Annotated in this window: 18 protein-coding genes and 2 pseudogenes; 18 read left to right on the plus strand and 2 right to left on the minus strand. The window is 53.0% G+C overall.

Annotated elements, in window-relative coordinates:
- Positions 1-162 precede the first annotated feature (162 nt).
- The 3 genes from NYE48_RS02415 to NYE48_RS02425 all read left to right on the plus strand — a co-directional run bounded on the left by NYE48_RS02415 (position 163) and on the right by NYE48_RS02425 (position 2,059).
- A complete protein-coding gene (locus NYE48_RS02415) occupies positions 163-678 on the plus strand; it encodes a ParB N-terminal domain-containing protein (protein ID WP_251535847.1) in 516 nt (171 codons plus the stop codon).
- On the plus strand, positions 671-1,279 hold the full coding sequence (locus tag NYE48_RS02420) for a Mom family adenine methylcarbamoylation protein (RefSeq protein WP_251535846.1): 609 nt from the start codon (positions 671-673) through the stop codon (positions 1,277-1,279). Before NYE48_RS02415 ends, NYE48_RS02420 begins: the two co-directional genes overlap by 8 nt.
- A 255-nt stretch (positions 1,280-1,534) precedes the next feature.
- Positions 1,535-2,059, plus strand: a complete 525-nt coding sequence (locus NYE48_RS02425) for a tubby C-terminal domain-like protein (RefSeq protein ID WP_251535845.1) — start codon at positions 1,535-1,537, stop codon at positions 2,057-2,059.
- A gap of 128 nt (positions 2,060-2,187) precedes the next feature.
- Here the strand turns inward: NYE48_RS02425 and NYE48_RS02430 are convergent, their stop codons facing one another.
- Positions 2,188-3,822, minus strand: coding sequence for an IS5-like element ISPaen2 family transposase (locus NYE48_RS02430; protein ID WP_009225464.1), 1,635 nt, complete (start codon positions 3,820-3,822; stop codon positions 2,188-2,190).
- Between the two features lie 288 nt (positions 3,823-4,110).
- Between NYE48_RS02430 and NYE48_RS02435 the strand changes: the two genes are divergently transcribed.
- Entirely contained in the window at positions 4,111-4,329 is a 219-nt protein-coding gene (locus NYE48_RS02435) for a hypothetical protein (protein WP_340996672.1), read from the plus strand.
- Positions 4,307-4,564, plus strand: a pseudogene (locus NYE48_RS02440) (IS3 family transposase); the annotation flags it as partial. The gene NYE48_RS02435 and the pseudogene NYE48_RS02440, both read left to right, overlap by 23 nt.
- 56 nt (positions 4,565-4,620) lie before the next feature.
- Here the strand turns inward: NYE48_RS02440 and NYE48_RS02445 are convergent.
- On the minus strand, positions 4,621-6,000 hold the full coding sequence (locus tag NYE48_RS02445; RefSeq protein ID WP_340996674.1) for a WD40 repeat domain-containing protein: 1,380 nt from the start codon (positions 5,998-6,000) through the stop codon (positions 4,621-4,623).
- Positions 6,001-6,196: 196 nt separating this feature from the next.
- On the opposite strand from NYE48_RS02445, the gene NYE48_RS02450 reads away from it, so the two are divergent.
- The 13 genes and pseudogenes from NYE48_RS02450 to NYE48_RS02510 all read left to right on the plus strand — a co-directional run bounded on the left by NYE48_RS02450 (position 6,197) and on the right by NYE48_RS02510 (position 18,387).
- The gene (locus NYE48_RS02450; protein ID WP_340996676.1) at positions 6,197-6,646 is read left to right on the plus strand and encodes a hypothetical protein; all 450 of its coding nucleotides are present in this window, start codon (positions 6,197-6,199) and stop codon (positions 6,644-6,646) included.
- Between the two features lie 73 nt (positions 6,647-6,719).
- A pseudogene (locus tag NYE48_RS02455) lies at positions 6,720-6,830 on the plus strand (flavin reductase family protein); the annotation flags it as partial.
- 155 nt (positions 6,831-6,985) lie between these two features.
- Positions 6,986-7,687, plus strand: coding sequence for a response regulator transcription factor (locus NYE48_RS02460; RefSeq protein WP_340996678.1), 702 nt, complete (start codon positions 6,986-6,988; stop codon positions 7,685-7,687).
- On the plus strand, positions 7,684-8,655 hold the full coding sequence (locus tag NYE48_RS02465) for a sensor histidine kinase (RefSeq protein ID WP_340996680.1): 972 nt from the start codon (positions 7,684-7,686) through the stop codon (positions 8,653-8,655). The genes NYE48_RS02460 and NYE48_RS02465 overlap by 4 nt, the downstream gene beginning before the upstream one ends.
- A 129-nt stretch (positions 8,656-8,784) precedes the next feature.
- Positions 8,785-9,552: an ABC transporter ATP-binding protein gene (locus NYE48_RS02470; protein WP_340996681.1), complete on the plus strand. Its 768-nt coding sequence runs from the start codon at positions 8,785-8,787 to the stop codon at positions 9,550-9,552.
- Positions 9,527-11,476 carry an ABC transporter permease gene (locus NYE48_RS02475; RefSeq protein ID WP_340996683.1) on the plus strand — a complete coding sequence of 650 codons (1,950 nt, stop codon included), beginning with the start codon at positions 9,527-9,529 and terminating at the stop codon, positions 11,474-11,476. Before NYE48_RS02470 ends, NYE48_RS02475 begins: the two co-directional genes overlap by 26 nt.
- Positions 11,477-11,559: 83 nt before the next feature.
- Positions 11,560-12,180, plus strand: a complete 621-nt coding sequence (locus NYE48_RS02480; RefSeq protein ID WP_340996686.1) for a DedA family protein — start codon at positions 11,560-11,562, stop codon at positions 12,178-12,180.
- A 31-nt stretch (positions 12,181-12,211) separates the two neighbouring features.
- The gene (locus tag NYE48_RS02485) at positions 12,212-13,039 is read left to right on the plus strand and encodes an undecaprenyl-diphosphate phosphatase (protein ID WP_197070047.1); all 828 of its coding nucleotides are present in this window, start codon (positions 12,212-12,214) and stop codon (positions 13,037-13,039) included.
- Positions 13,040-13,155: 116 nt separating this feature from the next.
- Positions 13,156-13,869, plus strand: a complete 714-nt coding sequence (locus NYE48_RS02490) for a response regulator transcription factor (protein WP_212948713.1) — start codon at positions 13,156-13,158, stop codon at positions 13,867-13,869.
- A gap of 20 nt (positions 13,870-13,889) precedes the next feature.
- Positions 13,890-14,996, plus strand: a complete 1,107-nt coding sequence (locus tag NYE48_RS02495; RefSeq protein WP_036714215.1) for a sensor histidine kinase — start codon at positions 13,890-13,892, stop codon at positions 14,994-14,996.
- Between the two features lie 154 nt (positions 14,997-15,150).
- Positions 15,151-16,086: an ABC transporter ATP-binding protein gene (locus NYE48_RS02500; RefSeq protein WP_036714216.1), complete on the plus strand. Its 936-nt coding sequence runs from the start codon at positions 15,151-15,153 to the stop codon at positions 16,084-16,086.
- Positions 16,087-16,112: 26 nt separating this feature from the next.
- Positions 16,113-17,234 (plus strand): ABC transporter permease, encoded by a 1,122-nt coding sequence (locus NYE48_RS02505; protein ID WP_340996690.1) that lies wholly within the window; start codon positions 16,113-16,115, stop codon positions 17,232-17,234.
- A 1-nt stretch (position 17,235) separates the two neighbouring features.
- Positions 17,236-18,387, plus strand: a complete 1,152-nt coding sequence (locus NYE48_RS02510) for an ABC transporter permease (RefSeq protein ID WP_036714219.1) — start codon at positions 17,236-17,238, stop codon at positions 18,385-18,387.
- Positions 18,388-18,465: the final 78 nt, after the last annotated feature.

Here is an 18,465-nt window from a genome sequence, read left to right on the forward strand (position 1 = left end):
CGGAATGAAAATTGTAACTGATGAAGCCACAAAAGAACGGTATGGCGACTTATTCAACCGTTTAGAAGACGCACTGAGAAGACACAACAGCTAATACAATCATTAGGACGAGCCCTGAGCTGGTCCTTTTTTTGTTGTCATAAAACCACTGGAGGTAGAGACATGAACATCAGAATCGTGCCAATCGATCAGATTAATGCAGCAGCCTATAACCCTCGGGTTGATCTTCAGCCTGGGGACGTTGAATATGAAAAACTTCGCCGAAGCATCGAGGAATTCGGTTATGTGGAGCCGATCATCTGGAATGAACGCACAGGAAACATGGTCGGTGGCCATCAACGGTATAAGATCCTGGTTAATGAGCAGAGCCATACTGAACTGCAAGTGTCTGTCGTGGATCTCGACGATCAGCAGGAACGGCTCCTGAATATTGCTTTGAACAAAGTATCAGGTGACTGGGATGAAGATGCTCTATCGCAGTTGCTTGTTGAGCTGCAAAAGGACGGCGTGGATATTTCCTTGTCCGGTTTTGACGATGTGGACTTGAAACAAATGCTTGGGGATATTGAGATCCCGAATTTTGAAGCAGGCACTCCCGAAGATCAAGGGGATTTGGGGGTATTGAGCTCAAAGCTTGTGACTTGTCCGCACTGCGGGGAGGAATTTGAACATGATTGATTTAAAGGTGGATTGGGCGACGCATGCAGCCGCAAAGTTTGCTTGCGAGAACTTCCACTATAGCCGCAGCTTACCCGCTGGAAAGTCCGTGAAAGTGGGAGCATGGGAGAATGGCCAGTATATTGGGGTTGTTATATTCAGCCGTGGGGCAACTCAGAATATCGGGTCTCCTTACGGCCTGACTCAACGTGAATGCTGTGAGCTCACACGGGTTGCATTGACCAAACACAAGTCGTTTGTTTCGGAGATCCTTGCCAAAGCAATTCGATTCTTGAAGGATCAGTCCCCCAACGTTGAGTTGATCGTCAGTTATGCCGACGTTGAACAGAAGCATCACGGTGGGATCTATCAGGCGACCAACTGGATCTATGAGGGAAAGACAGACGGTGAACATTATTTCATCATTAAAGGGAAGAAGACACATCCCAAATCGATTCATTCCAAGTACGGTACCGGCAGTCAACGCATCGATTGGATCAGGAATAATCTTGATGCCAATGCCGAATTGTATCGTACCGAAGGCAAGCACAAATACCTTATGCCCCTTAACAAGAAGATGCGGCGCAAGATCATGCCTTTGCACAAACCTTATCCCAAATAAATCAGATGGATCGCTCTTGCAGGACTATGGAGATTGATCCGAAGTTCTGTGATGTAATCAAACAACGATACCAGGAAGCGACAGGCATTAAGCCTGTTTTGATTAATCGAACGAGTGCTGAACTATAACTCATCATTGATATTTATATCAACAGAGATATTCTTCAATTAACGACAGATTGTTCAATATTATTGTAATTGATGATAGGATTGTAGTGGATGCATTCTATAAATCTGAATTATGAGGGGGACATTAATGAAGATCTTCTCCTACAACCCGCCAAAGCTGAAGCCCTCAACCAAACGGACTAAAGTTAAAGACGAGCAAGGGAATGTAGTGTGCTGGTTTGAGCGAGTATATCCCAATGTTATAGCAAAGATGTGCAATTATGTATTTGGAATTGATTGGTCCGCACAGATCCAGGTATATTCTGCAGACGGTCATCCGGTGTTCCAGTGCAACAAAAAAACACCATGGCTTGGGAGGCCGGAATATAGTGTTCAGCGTAGTGATACACAAGACGTTTTTAGAGTTACATATAAGAGTTGGCAAAAAGTTGCTCCAGAGTTTAAAGTCACTTATCAAGATCAAGAGTATGTAATAAAGAAAGATATGTTCGATTGGGCTAAGTTCATGCATTCAGGTAAGGAGTTGGCTAGATGGAGAATGAAAACGACAGAAGGATTTAAGGTAAGATTAGAGATCGAAGAAGCTTCTCCGATACAAGAACCTGAATTTTTCGTAGCTTTGTTTCACTCTATTTTCCTCATTGGTGATTGAATTCTAAATACTCTTTAATATGTTGACTAATAGGACAGATATTTGAAACATCAACCACCTACTGATTGGGTGGTTTTTTCTTTGAAATAGGTTAATCAAATTTTAATTAGGGCTTGCTGAACGATTCTTTAACCGAAACTCATGGCTAGGCGACTGCGAGATAGCAGCGTAAAAATGAGGCAAAAAAGAACGCGGAGCCTGCGCTCCAGGTTCATCACCAGAAGTTGCAGCGTAATCACGGATTCACTTGTCTTTGCGAGGCGTGCTCGAATACAGCCAAGCCCGTACTTGCGCTTGCCTTCTCCGAACTTGCCTTCGATTGCGTTTCGTTCTCCGGTATCCTGTTTGGCCACTTGCCTATCTTCGCTTGTCGGGCCGTTTTTCGGCTTGCGTCCCAGTGCCGGTCCGCTGAGCCGAATCCCATGCTGTTTGCAGAATCTCCGGTTTTCGCGTGTGCGGTAGATCTGATCCGCTTGGACGACAGCCGGATAGAATCCCATGCGGCTGCGATACTTCTCGATCACGTCCATGAGCGTCGTGCTCTCGTTGAAGTTATCCCAAGATAGCCGATCAAGGAACGCGTAGCCCTTCGTCATGCTTACCGCGATCTTGGCTCCGAACTCGACGCGCGCCTTGGCTTTCCCGCGCACGATCGGCCTGACATGCGGCTGATGAATGCTGACGACCCGGTCTTCCATCTGGTGGGAACGCTCGTTGTACATGTGAAGCTGCTGACGGTACAGTTCGTGAATCACCAGCAGGTCGCGATAGGCTTTGCGGCCAAGTAGCGTGAGCGGTTGCGACTTGGCTTGCTCGGCGATGATGGAGAGGTTCCGTCCAACGTAACCGAGTTGCCTCCTGATCGCTTTGCGAATCACTTTCGGCCCCGGTCTGCGTTGCTTGGAAACGGCCAGAAACTGTTTGCGCGCTTTTTCCCGGTACGTGCGCGGTTTCGCCATTTGTCCGATGACCGGCTCATGCAGCGTATCGATGATCGCTTCGAGCTTCTCCCGCGCTTCATTCAACAGATTCAGATCGGTCGGATACGCCACATCCGCCGGCGCACAGGTGGCATCCACCAGCACGGTCCCTTGATTCGGCTGCTCAGGGGCTTCCCATTCTGCGGTCGATTTCGGATGCGCTTCGCAAACAAGTTTATTCGTTTCAGGAACCTCTGACTCTGTAGCCATCGACTCCACGGGAGACGCTGCTTCTGACGATGCGACTTGCGATTGTGCAAACATGGTTTGCTGCTCGACTTCTTCATCAGAGGCGCGCTTCTTCGAGCGCTTCCCTTGGCCTTTACCGCCGCCGGTCGCGTCGTTGCTGTCATCATCATCTTTCGTTTCCTTCGCACCTTCGGTGGCGACGATCTCATTCAACTCTGCCAGCACGTCCGTCAGACGCTTGCGGAAATGCGTCATCATGGAGTGATGGAACGGTGGCTTCATGACGAATCCAGGCAGACCAATGAAGTATTGCATGTAAGGATTTTCGCTGATCGACTCCAACGTTTCTCTGTCGGTCAGTTGCATTCGCTCCTGAATGATGAGCGCACCGAGCCCCATCCGAAGACTGATCGTTTGCTGGCCGCGAAAGGTGTCTTTGAAAAATTGACCGTATGTTTTCTCAGCCTCCGCCCACGGCACCAACCGCGCCAACTGGACCCAGCGATTGTCCTCGTCCAGCTTTCCGCCAAAGGGCAGAAAGAAATCGCCGGGCAGGATCAATTGATTATCGAGGTGCGCGGTCGGCTTAAACATCTTCGTCACTCCATCTGCAAAGGTTTTAGGTGGTTTTCAAACATTTCCTTTGCATATGATTTCGACAAATGGGCCTTAGAATCCTTGTTGTTATGCGGTTTTTGTTGTTTTTTTAAGTGTTCAGCAAGCCCTAATTAAAATAAAAGGAGGACGCTGACACGTCCTCCTGATCATACCCAGGGTATTCGCCCAGGTACCCCCAGCTGAGATAGCGGCCCGCCGCGCGCGGCATTTATCGACACCGCCGCTATCTCGCATTCCAGTATAAAGGAAAGCTGAGGGGACCACATGAGAACAAAAGATGAAGATTTATTGCAGCATGAGCTCGCCGTGATGAAAGGGATCCTGGAATCCAAAGAGCAGTACCGTAAAATCGTCAAGGCAGCTATCGCCCAATGGGTTAAGGACCTACAGGCTGGACATATAATGATGAAGACCGTTCAGGATCTGGAACGGTTGATTGAGCTGGACATCAAGCTTCAGAGATGCACTTTTGGAGACATTTGAAATTGGCCGATCCCTGAGCATGAAAGGCTGCCCCTACGACAACGCTGTGGCGGAAGCGACCTACAAGATTATGAAAACAGAGTTCGTGAACCAGATGAACTTCCAGAGTCTTCGTCATCTGGAACTGGAATTATACGATTATGTTAACTGGTTTAACAAGCATCGGATTCATGGAACACTAGGATACATGACACCGGTTCAGTATCGCCATGCAGCCCTTAAAAATGCTGTCTGATTTACTGTTGACAATCCAATGGTATAGACCTGCAAGCCGAGTCGACTATATGCCCCTTACGTTAAAAGGAACGTCAACCGCCGGCCAATTTGACGGATGTGATTAACGTCCGCCCACAGAATAAAATAATTGTACGACGTTTCCCCTATGTGAACGGGACGGGGATATCGCACGATAAGTGCCGCCTGTTTGTTCATCTCCGCAGGCTGGTCGGCCGAGGGGGAAATGAAGCACGCCTCTTGATGTTGTATCGTCGCATTGACAATCCGGGGAGATGAACCGTAGGGCATCAATGGATGAAAAGCTTCGGAGCGGCATACATCTGCGATCCGGTCGCCCGCTGAAATGGCGGATACCTGAAAAAAACCGTCAAACCCTTCGTACTTCTCATCGCTGACCCGGCGCCAGTTTGCGGGATACGGAAAAGATACCTGGTACACCAAGCTTGTGAAGATGTTTGCCGGAAGCCTTCTGACGCGAGGAGACCACTGCAGGGCAGTAATCCGGCCGCCGTTGAGAACATTCACCGGTTTCTGCTCTCCAATATCGATGATCCAGAGCCGGCTCGCGCTTTCCGCGCCTGCGCATCCCGATAAGTACGCGATTTTTTCACCGTCCGGCGACCAGCCGACGGGAGTGGCGAAACAGTCGGAAACCGCCAACGTCCTTTGATTTCGACCGATACGGCTGTCGATTTGGATGAGAGAATAATAAGTCGGTTCCTGATAGGCCGTAGCGCTGTAGGCGATGCTCCGGGAGTCAGGGGACCATGCCGGATAGTAGTTTTCGGCAAGCGGTCCGCCTTCGAGCTTATAGACGGTACCGGTGGTCAAATCCACCGTCGAAATGATGGAGATGCTTGCGCCGGGAAACGTATAAAGCGCGAAGCTTCCGTCCGGGGAAATCCGGACGTCATGAAGGGGGCCGTCCGTATTTTGCGTGATTTGTCTTCGGCCGGTGCCATTCGCCCGAATCCGGAAAAGCTGGGTATTGCCGGAGGAATCCGGGGCCGCAAATAAAAGCTCGGTACCTGAAGGGAACCACTGGACATCGCTGGCACCCGGCTCCATGATGGCATAGCTGCGATGTGAGAACGTATCGTAGACGACGATTCGCGCGTTATTGACATACGCAAGAAATCGGCTGTCCGGAGACCAGTCCAACAGCGTATAGAGTTCGATTTGGTCGATCCTGGCGACGGCGAGCGTAACGGTATCCAGTACGTAAACCACATTGCCCGCGCCGATGAAGGCGATTTTTCTGCCGTCGGGAGACCAATAGGGAACGGAAAATTCCGCGCCAAGTCCCCGGGTCATTTGAACATGAAGACCATCCTGCGGTCGGAACAACCAGATCTCGAACGTTCCGCTCCGGTTCGACGTGTAGGCAATCCATCCTTGATCTGCACTATGGGGAACAGCTTGCACGGCCAACATCCTCTCTTGAATCATCCTTTACCTCAGATATTATTCAGTGGAGGGGAATTAGGCGACAGTCCCGGACGGCACTTAGGGTATCCTTTTGAAAACTGGCGCATCTTTCATCTTGAACTTTAGAGGGGTTGAAAAAGAAGAAGATAAGGGTGATTAGGGGGAGCGGAGTTCTTTCAATAAATAATGGGAGCGTGGTTTTTTGAAAAAACGTCCATTGCTTGTCGTTTGCGGGCTTGTGATTGTCCTAGTCGTTGTCTTCGCTATTCCGCCGCTTTTTCAATCAGACCCGAACACAACATTTAAAAAAGAAATCATCGAGAAGATCGGGGATCGGGAAGTCTCCGCCGTGAAGCTGATAAAGTCGTCGGATGAAAAAACGTTCGCTCTTAGAAACAAAGAGGACATACACCGCATGTTGGCTGCCATGTCTTCAGTAGAGCTTGAAAAAGCGAACCGCCATCAAGATGCTGCCAAAGATACGTATTCGATGCTCATATTAGTCCAGGGAAAGCCGACATTCAGCGTTTTTTGGGATGATAACAACAACGTGCAGATATTGGATTCGGAAAACGAAACTCATCATCTATACAAGGTCAAAAACGCATCCGCTCTCGATCCGATTAAGAACTATTGGAATCATGAAACATGACTTAGCACGTTTTAACATTCAGGCGAACTTACCGAGAAAATCATGTATGCATATACGGTGGAAGGACCGAAAGCCGCTAAAATGGAATCCGCTCATCATGAACTTTTGCGAATATTTCGGATTAAGCGGCCAATTGCATCCCTCCAGGTTGGCGCCGGTATTCGGTCCGGTTTCCCGCGGTTGAACTGTCCCGTAAGCATCGACCTCCCGAAAGGATAAGCAAGTGAAAAAGGAGCAGTTGTCTCTCGGCAGCTGCTCCTTTTTCATGGATGATTTCAGGGGCGGCCCGGCATGGTACAATACTAGGCAAATACACCTCATGCGAAGGAGAGCGCCCGAATGTTCAAAATATTTATCGTCGAAGATGACAAGGGACTTGTCGGCTTGCTGAAGGAGCATTTGCACAAATTCGGCTACGATACGAAATGCGCGGCCGATTTTGGGGCGGTGATCGCCGAATTCGAACGGTTCCAGCCTCATCTCGTGCTGCTTGACGTCAATTTGCCGATGTTCGACGGATTTTATTGGTGCCGGCAAATCCGGAACGGCTCGACTTGCCCGATTATTTTCATCTCCGCCCGCGACAGCAAAATGGATCAGGTGATGGCGCTGGAGAACGGGGCCGACGATTATTTGACCAAACCGTTCGATTTCGAAATCGCCCTGGCCAAAATCAACAGCCAGCTCCGCCGGGCCTACGGGTCTTACGCGGCATCGCAGCAGCGGCGGACGGTGGGCGTCTCGGGGCTAACCCTCGATATGGAACGGCTGGCGCTCTCCTTTAACGGGGACAAAACCGATTTGAGCCCGACCGAAGCCAAAATTTTGGACGAACTGATCGCAAGGTCCGGGCAAGTCGTCAGCCGGGACCGGCTGCTCGACAAAATTTGGGACGACCAATGGTTCGTCGACGACAACACGCTGAACGTTTATGTGACCCGCGTCCGCAAAAAGCTGGCGGCGGTCGGCATTCATGACGCCCTCCAAACGATCCGCGGGCAGGGATACCGTCTCCTGCCGAATTGGGGGGATGAAACATGAGGCTGTTCATCCGGGACCAGGCCCCTCTAGTCGCCGTCTATCTGCTGCAATTATTCCTCGTCACCCTCGTGTACTGGCTCGACGGCAGCCGCGATGTAGGCATCAGTCTATACGCCGGTCTGCTCAGCGTATGTTTGTTGTCCGTTTACCTCGTGATCCGCTATATAAGAAACCGTACTTTTTACGTCCGGCTGGCCGAGGAGGTTTCTTCGACCGAGGAGCTGCTGAAAGACAAACATCAGACGCCGCTCGCCCAAAGCCTGCAGCGTTTGTTCAAACGCCAGTACCGGCGCTATCAGACCGATTTGCAGCATTACAAACATAAAATCGAATCCCATTTGGAATTCATTCATCAGTGGGTCCATCAGATGAAAACGCCGTTGTCCGTCATCCATTTGATGATCCGGAACAGGGACGAGGCCGAATTCGCCGCCATCGGCGACGAGCTGGACCGGATCCGCAAGGGACTCGACATCGTGCTGTACACCGCGCGCCTGGACACGTTCGAACGGGATTTCCATGTCGAGACGCTTGATTTGCGCCGGGTCGTGCGCGAGGTGACCTCGTCCCAGAAAAGGCTGTTTATCCGCAGCCATGTGTTTCCGCTGATCCGGATGGACGAGCCCCTGCTCATTGCTTCGGATGAGAAATGGCTTGCCTTCGTGCTGACGCAGCTGATCACCAACGCGGTCCGTTATACGCGGGGCGAAAATCGCAAGATCGTGTTTTACGGCTATCGCCGCGGCGAACAAGCGGTGCTCGAGGTGCAGGACGAAGGGGTCGGCATTCCCCAAGGGGATTTGCCCCGCGTATTCGAGCCGTATTTCACCGGGGAGAACGGCAGAGAGTTCCAGGAATCGACGGGCATGGGGCTTTATTTGGCGAAGCAGATTTGCGGGAAACTGGGGCATGACATTCAAGTGAAATCCGAGGCGGGGAAGGGGACGACGGTCCGGTTGATTTTTTGAAACCTTGAGCCGCGCAGTGAAGCTTACAAAAGTGTAAGCTTGTGTAAGCTTACGGCATGGCAGCGGGAGAGGCATCTTCCCTATAATAAAACCATGAGATCGATCTTATGAAGCAAGGAGCCGGCAGCGTTGACGATTTTGGACGTGAAATACTTATCGAAAATTTACGAAGGGCAGGTGCCGCGGCAGGCGCTGGACAACGTTCGGTTCTCCCTTCGCGAGGAAGAATTCGTCGGGATCATGGGGCCGTCGGGAAGCGGGAAAACGACGCTCTTAAACGTCATTGCGACCATCGACGAACCGACCTCCGGCGAAATACAAATCAACGGCATCAATCCGCACCAGCTCGGCCGGACGGAAACGGCGCTATTCCGCCGCCGCGAGCTCGGATTCGTATTTCAGCATTTTAACCTTCTTGACGCCATGACCGTGGCCGAAAACATCGTGCTGCCGTTGTCGCTTGACGGCGTGCCGGTGGGGGAGATGGAGCAAAAATTAAATGATATCGCCTTAAAATTAGGCATTTCGGACATCTTGGACCGGCGGATTTACGAATTATCGGGCGGACAGATGCAGCGGACCGCCATTGCGCGGGCCATCATCCATAAGCCGTCGCTGATCCTTGCCGACGAGCCGACGGGCAACCTCGACTCCAAAGCATCGGACGACGTGATGAGGACGCTGCGGACTTTGAACGAGGAAGGGGCGACCATCTTGATGGTGACGCATGACCCGGTGGCGGCAAGCTTCTGCAAGCGCGTCATTTTCATCAAAGACGGCCGGTTTTACAACGAGATTTACCGGGGGGACAACCGCCAGGGATTTTTTCAGCGGATCATCGACATGCTGTCGCTCTTAGGAGGGGATCGCCGTGTCCTTTCTACAATTCGCTTATAGGAACGTCTCCCGCAACAAGCGCACGTATGCGGCTTATTTTCTGAGCAGCGCTTTTTCCGTCATGATCTTTTTCGTCTGCACGCTGTTTATTTTCAATCCGGGGATCCGCGAGTCCATCATGTATCCGATCGTCATGCAGACGATGATTACGGCGGTATGCGTCATGTATCTTTTTTTGTTCTTTTTTGTTCTGTATTCCGTAGGTTCGTTTTTGGCCTCGCGCAAGCATGAAATCGGAATTTGGCTGATGCACGGCATGACGAAAAGGCAGCTGCACCGGATGATTTTTCTGGAAAACATGCTGATCGGCACCGGGGCCGTCGTCGCGGGCATCGCTTCGGGGCTCGTCACCGGGAAGCTGTTCCTGATGATCGGCTCCCTGGTGTTCGGCGTTCCCTCGATTCCGTTCCGTTTGACGTGGGAGGCGCTTGCGCTTACGACCGGCGCTTTTGCGGTGCTTTTTCTGATCATTTCGATGTGCACGTCGGGTTTGTTGCGGAATCTTTCCTTAATCGAGCTTTTTCAAGCCGGGCGCCGCACCAAACTTGCTCCTAAAGGGTCCGCCTGGCTATCGGCGGCAGCCGTCGTGCTCATCGTCGCAGCCTACGGGTTTGCGGCGACGACGAGCGTTTCCGATCTGTACGTCCGCATGCTGCCCGTCACCGCCATGACCGTCGCGGGCACGTATCTGCTGTATAACCACGCAGGGGTATGGCTTGTCGAGCGGCTTCAGAAAAAGCGGGGGTTGTTTTGGGAAAAAACGAACATCGTCACGTTGTCCAATCTGTCCTACCGGTTAAAGGACCATGCCCGGATGCTGTTTATGGTGACGATCGTTTCGACCGTCTCGTTCTGCGCCGTCGGGGTATCCGCATCCATTAATACGCTGTCGGAACAGTTCCATAACGATTATCCGGCTGCGGTCAGTTATTTGGCGAAGGACGGCAATCCGGCGGAAGGGGAACATCTGCAATCCATACAAAGGGAGCTGCTGGCAAAAGGACTGCACCCGCGCATGCTCCAATTTCCGGTCAAAAATATTCTGGTCGCTTCGGAAGGCTCGGGTTCCGATCCCGAGGTGCTGTCCGTCATTTCGTTATCCAGTTACGAACGGGCGATCCGGATGGCAGGCCTTTCGCACGGCGAACAGCCCTTAACCGGTTCCGATGCGCTCGCACTCGTCAGCTCCGAACGGGATCGGGCCTTCATGAATGCGAGACCGCTGGCGGTCCATGCCGTAACGGGCGGGCGGCTGCATCTCAAGGAAATCGGCTATACCCGGCATGTCGCCGTGCCCGAGCATTTGCTCCGGACGGATCTGCGGCAGATGGACGGTTATACCAGCGGCCTCGTGGTCAGCGACGAATTGTTCGGCCGCTTGGAGTCCCGGGCGGGAACCGACCGTTATACCGCGTTTTACGTGGACGACTTCCGGAAAACGCTCGGAGTGGCGAACACCCTGGCCGATTCGGGCGAAGTGAGGTTTAGCGAAAATCGCGGCTTTACGATCGCCGTCAGCGGCACGCTGTACGTGCTGCAGATGGGGGCGTACCGCGCGATGCTTTTTGCCGCCTTGCTGATCGGCACGGTATTTTTCATCGCCGCGGGTTCCTTTCTGTATTTCCGCCTTTACGCGGATCTGGATTACGACCGGCGGCAATACGCCGCCATGGCCAAGCTGGGGCTGACGGACAAGGAGCTCAGCCGCATCGTGACGCGGCAGCTGGCGCTTTTGTTTTTCGTCCCGATCGTCCTTGCGGTCATTCACAGCAGCTTTGCCTTTATCGCGCTTCAAAGCCTCTTTTATTTATCGATCGCTTTGGAGATGGGGTTCGTCCTGCTTTGCTTTTTTGCGGCCCAGGTGATGTATTTTTTCTTCATTCGCTTCCACTACTTGCGGAACGTCAGGAAAAAGCTGCTGTAACGGGGCTTGGAGAACTCAAACGGGGCGACCGCGTTTTAACGAAAATCATATCGGCCTTCTGATCATAAGAACGGAGGTTCTGCATGCAAAACTGGATCACGGATATCATGGAACAATTCGGATACGCCGGCATTGCGCTGGTCATTGCGCTCGAAAATTTGTTTCCGCCGATTCCGTCGGAGGTGATTCTAACCTTCGGGGGATTCATGACGACCAAAACCCATTTGACGGTGCCCGGGGTGATCCTCGCTTCGACGATCGGATCGGTGGCTGGGGCGGTCGTGCTTTATTTGATCGGCTTGCTGCTTGAGGTCCGGCGGCTGGAGCGGATCGTCGAGCGGTGGGGGCATGTTCTGCGCGTCAAAAAAGAAGACATCCACCGGGCGGACCGGTGGTTTGCCAAATACGGATATTGGACCGTCTTTTTCTGCCGGATGATTCCGCTCGTGCGGAGCCTCATTTCGATTCCGGCCGGCATGGCACGGATGAGATTCGGTTTGTTCCTGCTGTTTACGACGATCGGGACGTTGATATGGAACACGGTCCTCGTGTACCTGGGTGCGGCTCTGGGCGAATCATGGGAAAGTATCGTGCACTATATGGACATGTACTCCCATTTCACCTATGCTGTAATCGGGCTGGTTGCACTAGCGGTCCTATATCTTTATCTGCGCCGGGCGAGAAAAATGAAAGCCCAGCAATAACTTGAAGGAGTTGTGGAGAGTTTTGGAGTGGATGGAGTACATTAAAGCGGTGATCCTCGGGATCGTCGAAGGCTTGACGGAATTTGCGCCGGTATCTTCCACCGGGCACATGATTATCGTGGACGACATGTGGCTGAAGACGCAGCAGTTTTTATCCCAGCCGGCGGCGAACACCTTTAAGGTCGTCATTCAGCTCGGATCGATTTTGGCCGTCGTGGTGCTGTTCTGGAGCCGGTTCATGGATCTGCTGGGTCTCCGGAGAAGAAAACCGGCAGAGGGAAGCGGGGAGCAGGCGCAAGGCCGCCTCAAACTGACCCAGGTCATTGTCGGGCTGATCCCGGCGGGCATTTTGGGCGTGCTGTTTGAAGATTACATCGACGAGCATTTGTTTTCGACGCGGACCGTGCTGATCGGACTGGTCGTCGGGGCGCTTCTGATGATCGCAGCCGACCTGTGGCGCCCGAAGCGCCCGAAGGCCGAAACGGTGGACCAGATTACTTACGGCCAGGCCTTTTCGGTCGGTTTGATCCAGTGCCTGTCCTTATGGCCGGGATTTTCCCGATCCGGATCGACGATTTCCGGCGGGGTGCTGCTGGGGATGAGCCACCGGGCGGCGGCCGACTTCACGTTCATTATGGCCGTGCCGATCATGGCCGGCGCAAGCGGAATATCGCTGCTCAAAAACTGGGAATATTTCACGGCCGACATGCTGCCGTTTTTTGCCGCCGGGTTCATCAGCTCCTTTATCGTCGCGCTTATCGCCATCCGGTTTTTCCTGAAGCTCATCAACCGGATCAAACTCGTGCCGTTTGCGGTATACCGGATCGTGCTTGCCGGAATCATCTTTCTTATGTTATAAACCGTTACGTTATGAAGCCAAGCTCCCGAGTCCTTTGACGAGGGGGCTTTTTTTCTAAGTCCTTCCAAAGCGGGCGGGGCTTCGTGTACAATAAGGTCGGCAGAGGAGGCCTGCGGATGAAAATCAAAGTACTGATAGCAGACGATAATTCCTTTATTCGGGAAGGCATGAAAATCATTTTAAATACGTTTGGGGATTTTGACGTCGTCGCTACCGTCGCGGACGGGCGGGAGGCCGTGGAATATTGCCGGAACCATGAGGTGGACGTGGCTTTGCTGGATGTGCGGATGCCGAACATGAACGGGGTGGAAGCCACCAAAATGCTGACCGGGGAAACGTCGGCCAAACCGCTGATCCTGACGACCTTCGACGACGATGAATACATAGTGGATGCGATCCGTTTCGGGGCGAAAGGATATTTGCTGAAAAACAATGATCCGGAACGGATCCGCGACGCGATCAAAAGCGTGTACAACGGGCACAGCGTCCTGCAGGACGTGGTGCTGGATAAGCTGAAGTCCCAGGTCGGGGGAGGGCAGGAGGCGAAAGCCGGAAGCCTGCCAGAAGCTGACAGGAAGCAGGCGGAGGGAACTCCGAAAGAGGCGGGAGACGGACGGGATGCCTGTCCTTTCGACCGCAGCTTGTTTACCGAACGGGAGCTTGAAGTGATGTCGCTGATCGCCCAAGGGTTGTCCAACAAGGAAATTTCCAAGGAGCTCTTTATATCGGAAGGGACGACGGCCAATTACATTACGTCCATTTTGAACAAAACGGCGCTGTCGCACCGCACGCAAATCGCGATCTATTACCTGACGGGCAAAACCCGTTAAAGCGAAAGGACAACATAAGCATGGAACTATGGACGGTCGGCAATAAAACGATCATGCTGCTGTTTGTCGTGACCGCAACCTACTTTACGGCGGCCGCAAGGGACGTATGGCTGGTGTTCCTGTTTCTGGCTTACTTGGCGCTGAACCTGATTTTGCATATCGTCAAGCAAGCCCGCACCAAAAAGGCGATTCTTTTGGCGATCATCCTGTTTTTGATCGGCTGCGCGGTCTACCACCCGTATTTTGCGCTGCTGCTTCCGCTTAGCTTCAATGAGTTCGCTTCCTTTTATCCCCGGTCCAACGGATTTTTGCTGCTTGCGATTTTGGCTCCGCTCATGGTTCTCCGCGATACGATGATGATTTTGTATGTGTTCGCGGCCGCGCTTAGCTTTTTCAACTATGGCATGGTGCGCCATTACATGGGGAGAGTCGGCAAGCAGGAGGACGAGCTGGAAAACATGCGCGGGAATCTGCAAAAAATGGCCAAAAGCCTGAACGAAAACCAGGATTTCGCCCGGGCTTCCGAATATATGGTCAAACTCGAGGAGAGGAACCGGCTCACCCAGGAAATCCATGACGGCATCGGCCACGCGATGACAGGCGCATTGATTCAGATGGAGGCGGCCAAACGGCTGCTGAACAGCGATCCGGCCACCGCGGAAACGCTGCTGCAAAACGCCATCGGCATTTCGAAGGAAGCGATCGAAGAAATCCGGGTTACGCTCAAAAACAACAAACCCCCGGTGGAGCAGCTTGGACTCAGCCGCCTGAAGACGGCCGTCGAAGCCTTCAGCGGAAGGACCGGCCTCATGACCTCGGTCGTTCATGAAGGCAACATGGAGGTCATCACGCCGCTGCAGTGGAAAATCATTTACGAAAACGTGACGGAAGCGTTGACCAACTGCGCAAAATATTCCGGCGCCACGGCCGTTCACGTGGAAATCCGGGTGCTGAACCGGCTGATCAAAGCGGTCGTCGCCGACAACGGCAAAGGCGCGGCCAAAATCGTCAAAGGCCTGGGCCTGATCGGGATGGAGGAGCGCACCGCGTCCGTCGGCGGGACGGTCGTAGCCGACGGCACGAACGGTTTCAACATAACCACCCTGATCCCGTATGCCGGCAGGTGAGAATTCTCATCTGCCCGCCGCGGCGGGGGCCCGCCATCATACATCATATATGAGATTTCTCATGTACAAAGGATGAACTTATGCACTGACGTAAGGGCGTCCTTTTTTATTACTATAAGGACATGAAGAGAACAACGAAACGGAGTGAAGCCTAATGAACATTTTGGATATTCGGGGCCTGACGAAAAAATTCGGCGATTTCGTCGCGGTCGACAACATGTCGCTGACGATCCGGGAAGGCGAAATTTTCGGGTTTCTCGGGGCCAACGGCGCCGGCAAAAGCACGACGATCAACATGATTTCGTCGCTGCTGCGGCCAACGAGCGGGGAAATAAGGATTTTGGAGAAGGACATCGCGAAGCAAAGCCGCTTCGCCAAGACGAACCTGGGCATCGTGCCGCAGGATCTGGCGATTTACGAAGACATGACCGCCTACGAAAATGTCAGCTTTTTTGCAGGACTATACGGGCTGCGGGGCGACAAGCTCAAAGAACGCGCGGAAGAAGCGCTGGAGTTCGTCGGGCTCAGCGACAAGGCGAAAAGCTTTCCGAAAAACTTTTCGGGCGGGATGAAGCGCCGCCTGAATATCGCCTGCGCGATCGCGCATAAACCGAAGCTTATCATTATGGACGAACCGACGGTAGGGATCGATCCCCAGTCGCGCAACTATATTTTGACCTCGGTGCGCAAGCTGAACGAATCGGGCTGCACGATCATTTACACAAGCCACTATATGGAAGAGGTCGAGGAAATCTGCTCGCGCATCGCGATCGTGGATCACGGCAAAATCATTGCCGAAGGCACGAAAGAACAGCTCAAGTCGACCATAACCGACGTGAAGGATATCCGGATCGAGCTGAAATCCGTGCAAGGAACGGAAGGGGAACTTTTGAAGCCGGTTCCGGGCGTACGGACCGTGCTGCAGGAGGAAAACGTGATCCGCGTGCACAGCGATGCGGCGGTCGATAATTTGAACCGGATATTGAAGCAGCTGATGGACGCCGGCAAGGAAATCCGCTCGGTCGAGGAACAGGAGCCGAATCTGGAGACGGTATTCCTGACGCTGACGGGTCGCAATTTACGGGATTAATATTCACGAAGGAGGTTATTGACGGGGTGAACATTTTATCGATTGCAATCAAAGAGATGAAACACGATTTCCGGGATCGGCGCACGCTCCTGTTCATGCTCGGCTTTCCGATCGTGCTGATGCTGATTCTCGGCTTGGCGTTGACCAACGCGTTCAGCTCGGAAATTTCGGTCGGGGACGTGAAGGTGGCCGTAAAAGACGCGACCGGGGGCGGCTCCCTTTCCGAAGCCTTTGCGGGGTTCGCGAAAGAGGTCGGCAAAACGGGCGTTACATTCGAACCTTTAAAACCGGGCGCAAACGGAAGAGAAGAGGTCGAAAACAACCATGTTTCGGGTTACGTGGAGCTGACGAACCAAGGCATCTCCTTGTACGGCAGCAGCCGGGACGCGATCGAAAGCAACATCGTGCAGGGCATGCTGGCTTCTTTTACGGATAAATACAACGCGGCGGCGGCGGCCCGCATCGAACCGGCCAAGACGGAGATGGTGCTTGCAACCGGCGGAAGCGACTATATCCGGGAATTGTCGGTCGACGCCAACCGGACGCCCGGTTCCGTCGATTATTACGCGCTGGCGATGACCGTCATGGTCGGCATGTGGGCGGCGATGGGCGCGGGAGCGCTCATTCAGGGCGAGGTTTTGCGGGGAACGGCCGTAAGGCTTGTCATTGCCCCGATCCGAAAAAGCGAGATATTCGTGGGCAAGATGTTGGGCGGGATCATCTCGAACTTATTATGCGTTATGGTGATCATCCTGTTCAGCAAATACGTGTTTAAAGCCTACTGGGGCCATCATATGGGAGTCGTTATCGCCGTTTTAGTGTCGGAGGTCGTTATGGCGATGAGCCTGGGCCTGGCCGGCAGCTATTTGTTGAAAGGAACGGCTTCGCGGGGCGTCATCAGTCTGGTCGTTCAGCTGATGTCCTTTTTCGGGGGCGCGTATTTCCCGATTCTCGACGACGAAGGCGGCGGCCTCATGGGCTTCCTCGTCAACTTGTCGCCGATCCGCTGGGCCAACCACGGGTTAACGCAGGTGATTTACGCCGATAACGTCTCGGCGGCCTGGCCGGTTCTGATGTTGAACATCGGTTTTGCCGCGTTGTTTTTGGGCGTATCGATATTGGCAATGAGACGCAGGGAGGGACTGTAACATGTGGAGAGATATATGGTTTCTGGCGACCCGAACGCTGCTCATGACGTTTCGCAAACGCAGCACGCTCATCCTGTACTTCGGTTTGCCGATCGCCGGCATCGTGGCTACCTTTTTGCTGTACGGTTCGGTCGGAACAACGGAGCTAAGGGTAGGCGTCGTCAACGAGGACAGCGGTCAACGGATCGCGGAGGACACGGTCGGATTCGTTAAAAACCTGGATCATGTCAGCATCGTTCATGTCAGCCGGAACGAATTAAAAGAGCAGCTGGCCGCAAACAAACTCGACAGCGGCTTGATCATCGATTCCGGCTTTTCGGAAAGCGTGCTGAGCGGCAGTCCCGATCATATCGCGATCGAATCGGTCAAAGGCGCCCAGGTCACGGGATATATGAAATCGATGCTGCGCGGGTATATCGACAACGTCGCGGCGATGGGCAAAATCGCTGGCGGGGACGGAACAACATTTCAGCAGATCTATGATCAGTACCGTTCTTCGGCATTCAAGCTCACGTCCGAATCCGTAAACGATACGTCCCTGGCCAAACAGATGTCGTACCAATCGATCGGGTTCCTGCTGTTGTTCATGTTGAATTCGGCCGCCAGCCTGGCGGAGCTGATGCTAAAACACCGGGAGAACCGGACCTATTACCGGATTTTGTCCTCCCCGATCAACGCGAAGACGTACGTGCTCGCCAACATTGCGGTGAATGCGGTCGTCATGCTTGCACAGATCGTGATCGCCCTCTTTTTCATGAAGGTCGTGTTTCATATGGATCCCGGCATTTCCGTCTTCGAAATGTTCGCCCTTCTGGCCATTTTCGCGGTGGTATCGATCAGCCTGTCGCTTGTGATCATCGCCTTCTCGAAAAGCTCGGGCATGGCCGGCGCGCTGCAAAACCTCATTATCGTGCCGACATGCCTGCTGTCCGGTTGCTTCTTTCCGCTCAGCATCATGCCGGAAACGCTTCGCCGGGTGTCCGACTTTTTGCCGCAAAGCTGGGTTCTGCAGTCCATCGAAAAACTTCAGGAAGGGGCAACGTTTGGTTCCATTGGGTTCCATCTGTCGATTTTGCTTGCCTTTGCGGTGGTGTTTTTCCTGATTGCGACCTATAAGTTCGGACGGAACAACGATACGAGAAATTTCGTTTAGAGGCCGGTTCATTCCGAAAGCAGTTGAATATATGTTATTCCAAATGGTGAAGGGGATGTCCCGCGTTGGCGGGCATCC

It is taken from the genome of Paenibacillus sp. FSL M7-1455 (genome assembly GCF_038004655.1).
Lineage (GTDB): Bacteria > Bacillota > Bacilli > Paenibacillales > Paenibacillaceae > Paenibacillus_AQ > Paenibacillus_AQ cookii.

Coding starts and splice junctions, on each gene's coding strand:
- NYE48_RS02415 (WP_251535847.1), top strand. CDS start 163: ATGAACATCAGAATCGTGCCAATCGATCAGATTAATGCAGCAGCCTAT.
- NYE48_RS02420 (WP_251535846.1), top strand. CDS start 671: ATGATTGATTTAAAGGTGGATTGGGCGACGCATGCAGCCGCAAAGTTT.
- NYE48_RS02425 (WP_251535845.1), top strand. CDS start 1,535: ATGAAGATCTTCTCCTACAACCCGCCAAAGCTGAAGCCCTCAACCAAA.
- NYE48_RS02430 (WP_009225464.1), bottom strand. CDS start 3,822: ATGTTTAAGCCGACCGCGCACCTCGATAATCAATTGATCCTGCCCGGC.
- NYE48_RS02435 (WP_340996672.1), top strand. CDS start 4,111: ATGAGAACAAAAGATGAAGATTTATTGCAGCATGAGCTCGCCGTGATG.
- NYE48_RS02445 (WP_340996674.1), bottom strand. CDS start 6,000: ATGTTGGCCGTGCAAGCTGTTCCCCATAGTGCAGATCAAGGATGGATT.
- NYE48_RS02460 (WP_340996678.1), top strand. CDS start 6,986: ATGTTCAAAATATTTATCGTCGAAGATGACAAGGGACTTGTCGGCTTG.
- NYE48_RS02465 (WP_340996680.1), top strand. CDS start 7,684: ATGAGGCTGTTCATCCGGGACCAGGCCCCTCTAGTCGCCGTCTATCTG.
- NYE48_RS02480 (WP_340996686.1), top strand. CDS start 11,560: ATGCAAAACTGGATCACGGATATCATGGAACAATTCGGATACGCCGGC.
- NYE48_RS02485 (WP_197070047.1), top strand. CDS start 12,212: ATGGAGTACATTAAAGCGGTGATCCTCGGGATCGTCGAAGGCTTGACG.
- NYE48_RS02490 (WP_212948713.1), top strand. CDS start 13,156: ATGAAAATCAAAGTACTGATAGCAGACGATAATTCCTTTATTCGGGAA.
- NYE48_RS02495 (WP_036714215.1), top strand. CDS start 13,890: ATGGAACTATGGACGGTCGGCAATAAAACGATCATGCTGCTGTTTGTC.
- NYE48_RS02500 (WP_036714216.1), top strand. CDS start 15,151: ATGAACATTTTGGATATTCGGGGCCTGACGAAAAAATTCGGCGATTTC.
- NYE48_RS02510 (WP_036714219.1), top strand. CDS start 17,236: ATGTGGAGAGATATATGGTTTCTGGCGACCCGAACGCTGCTCATGACG.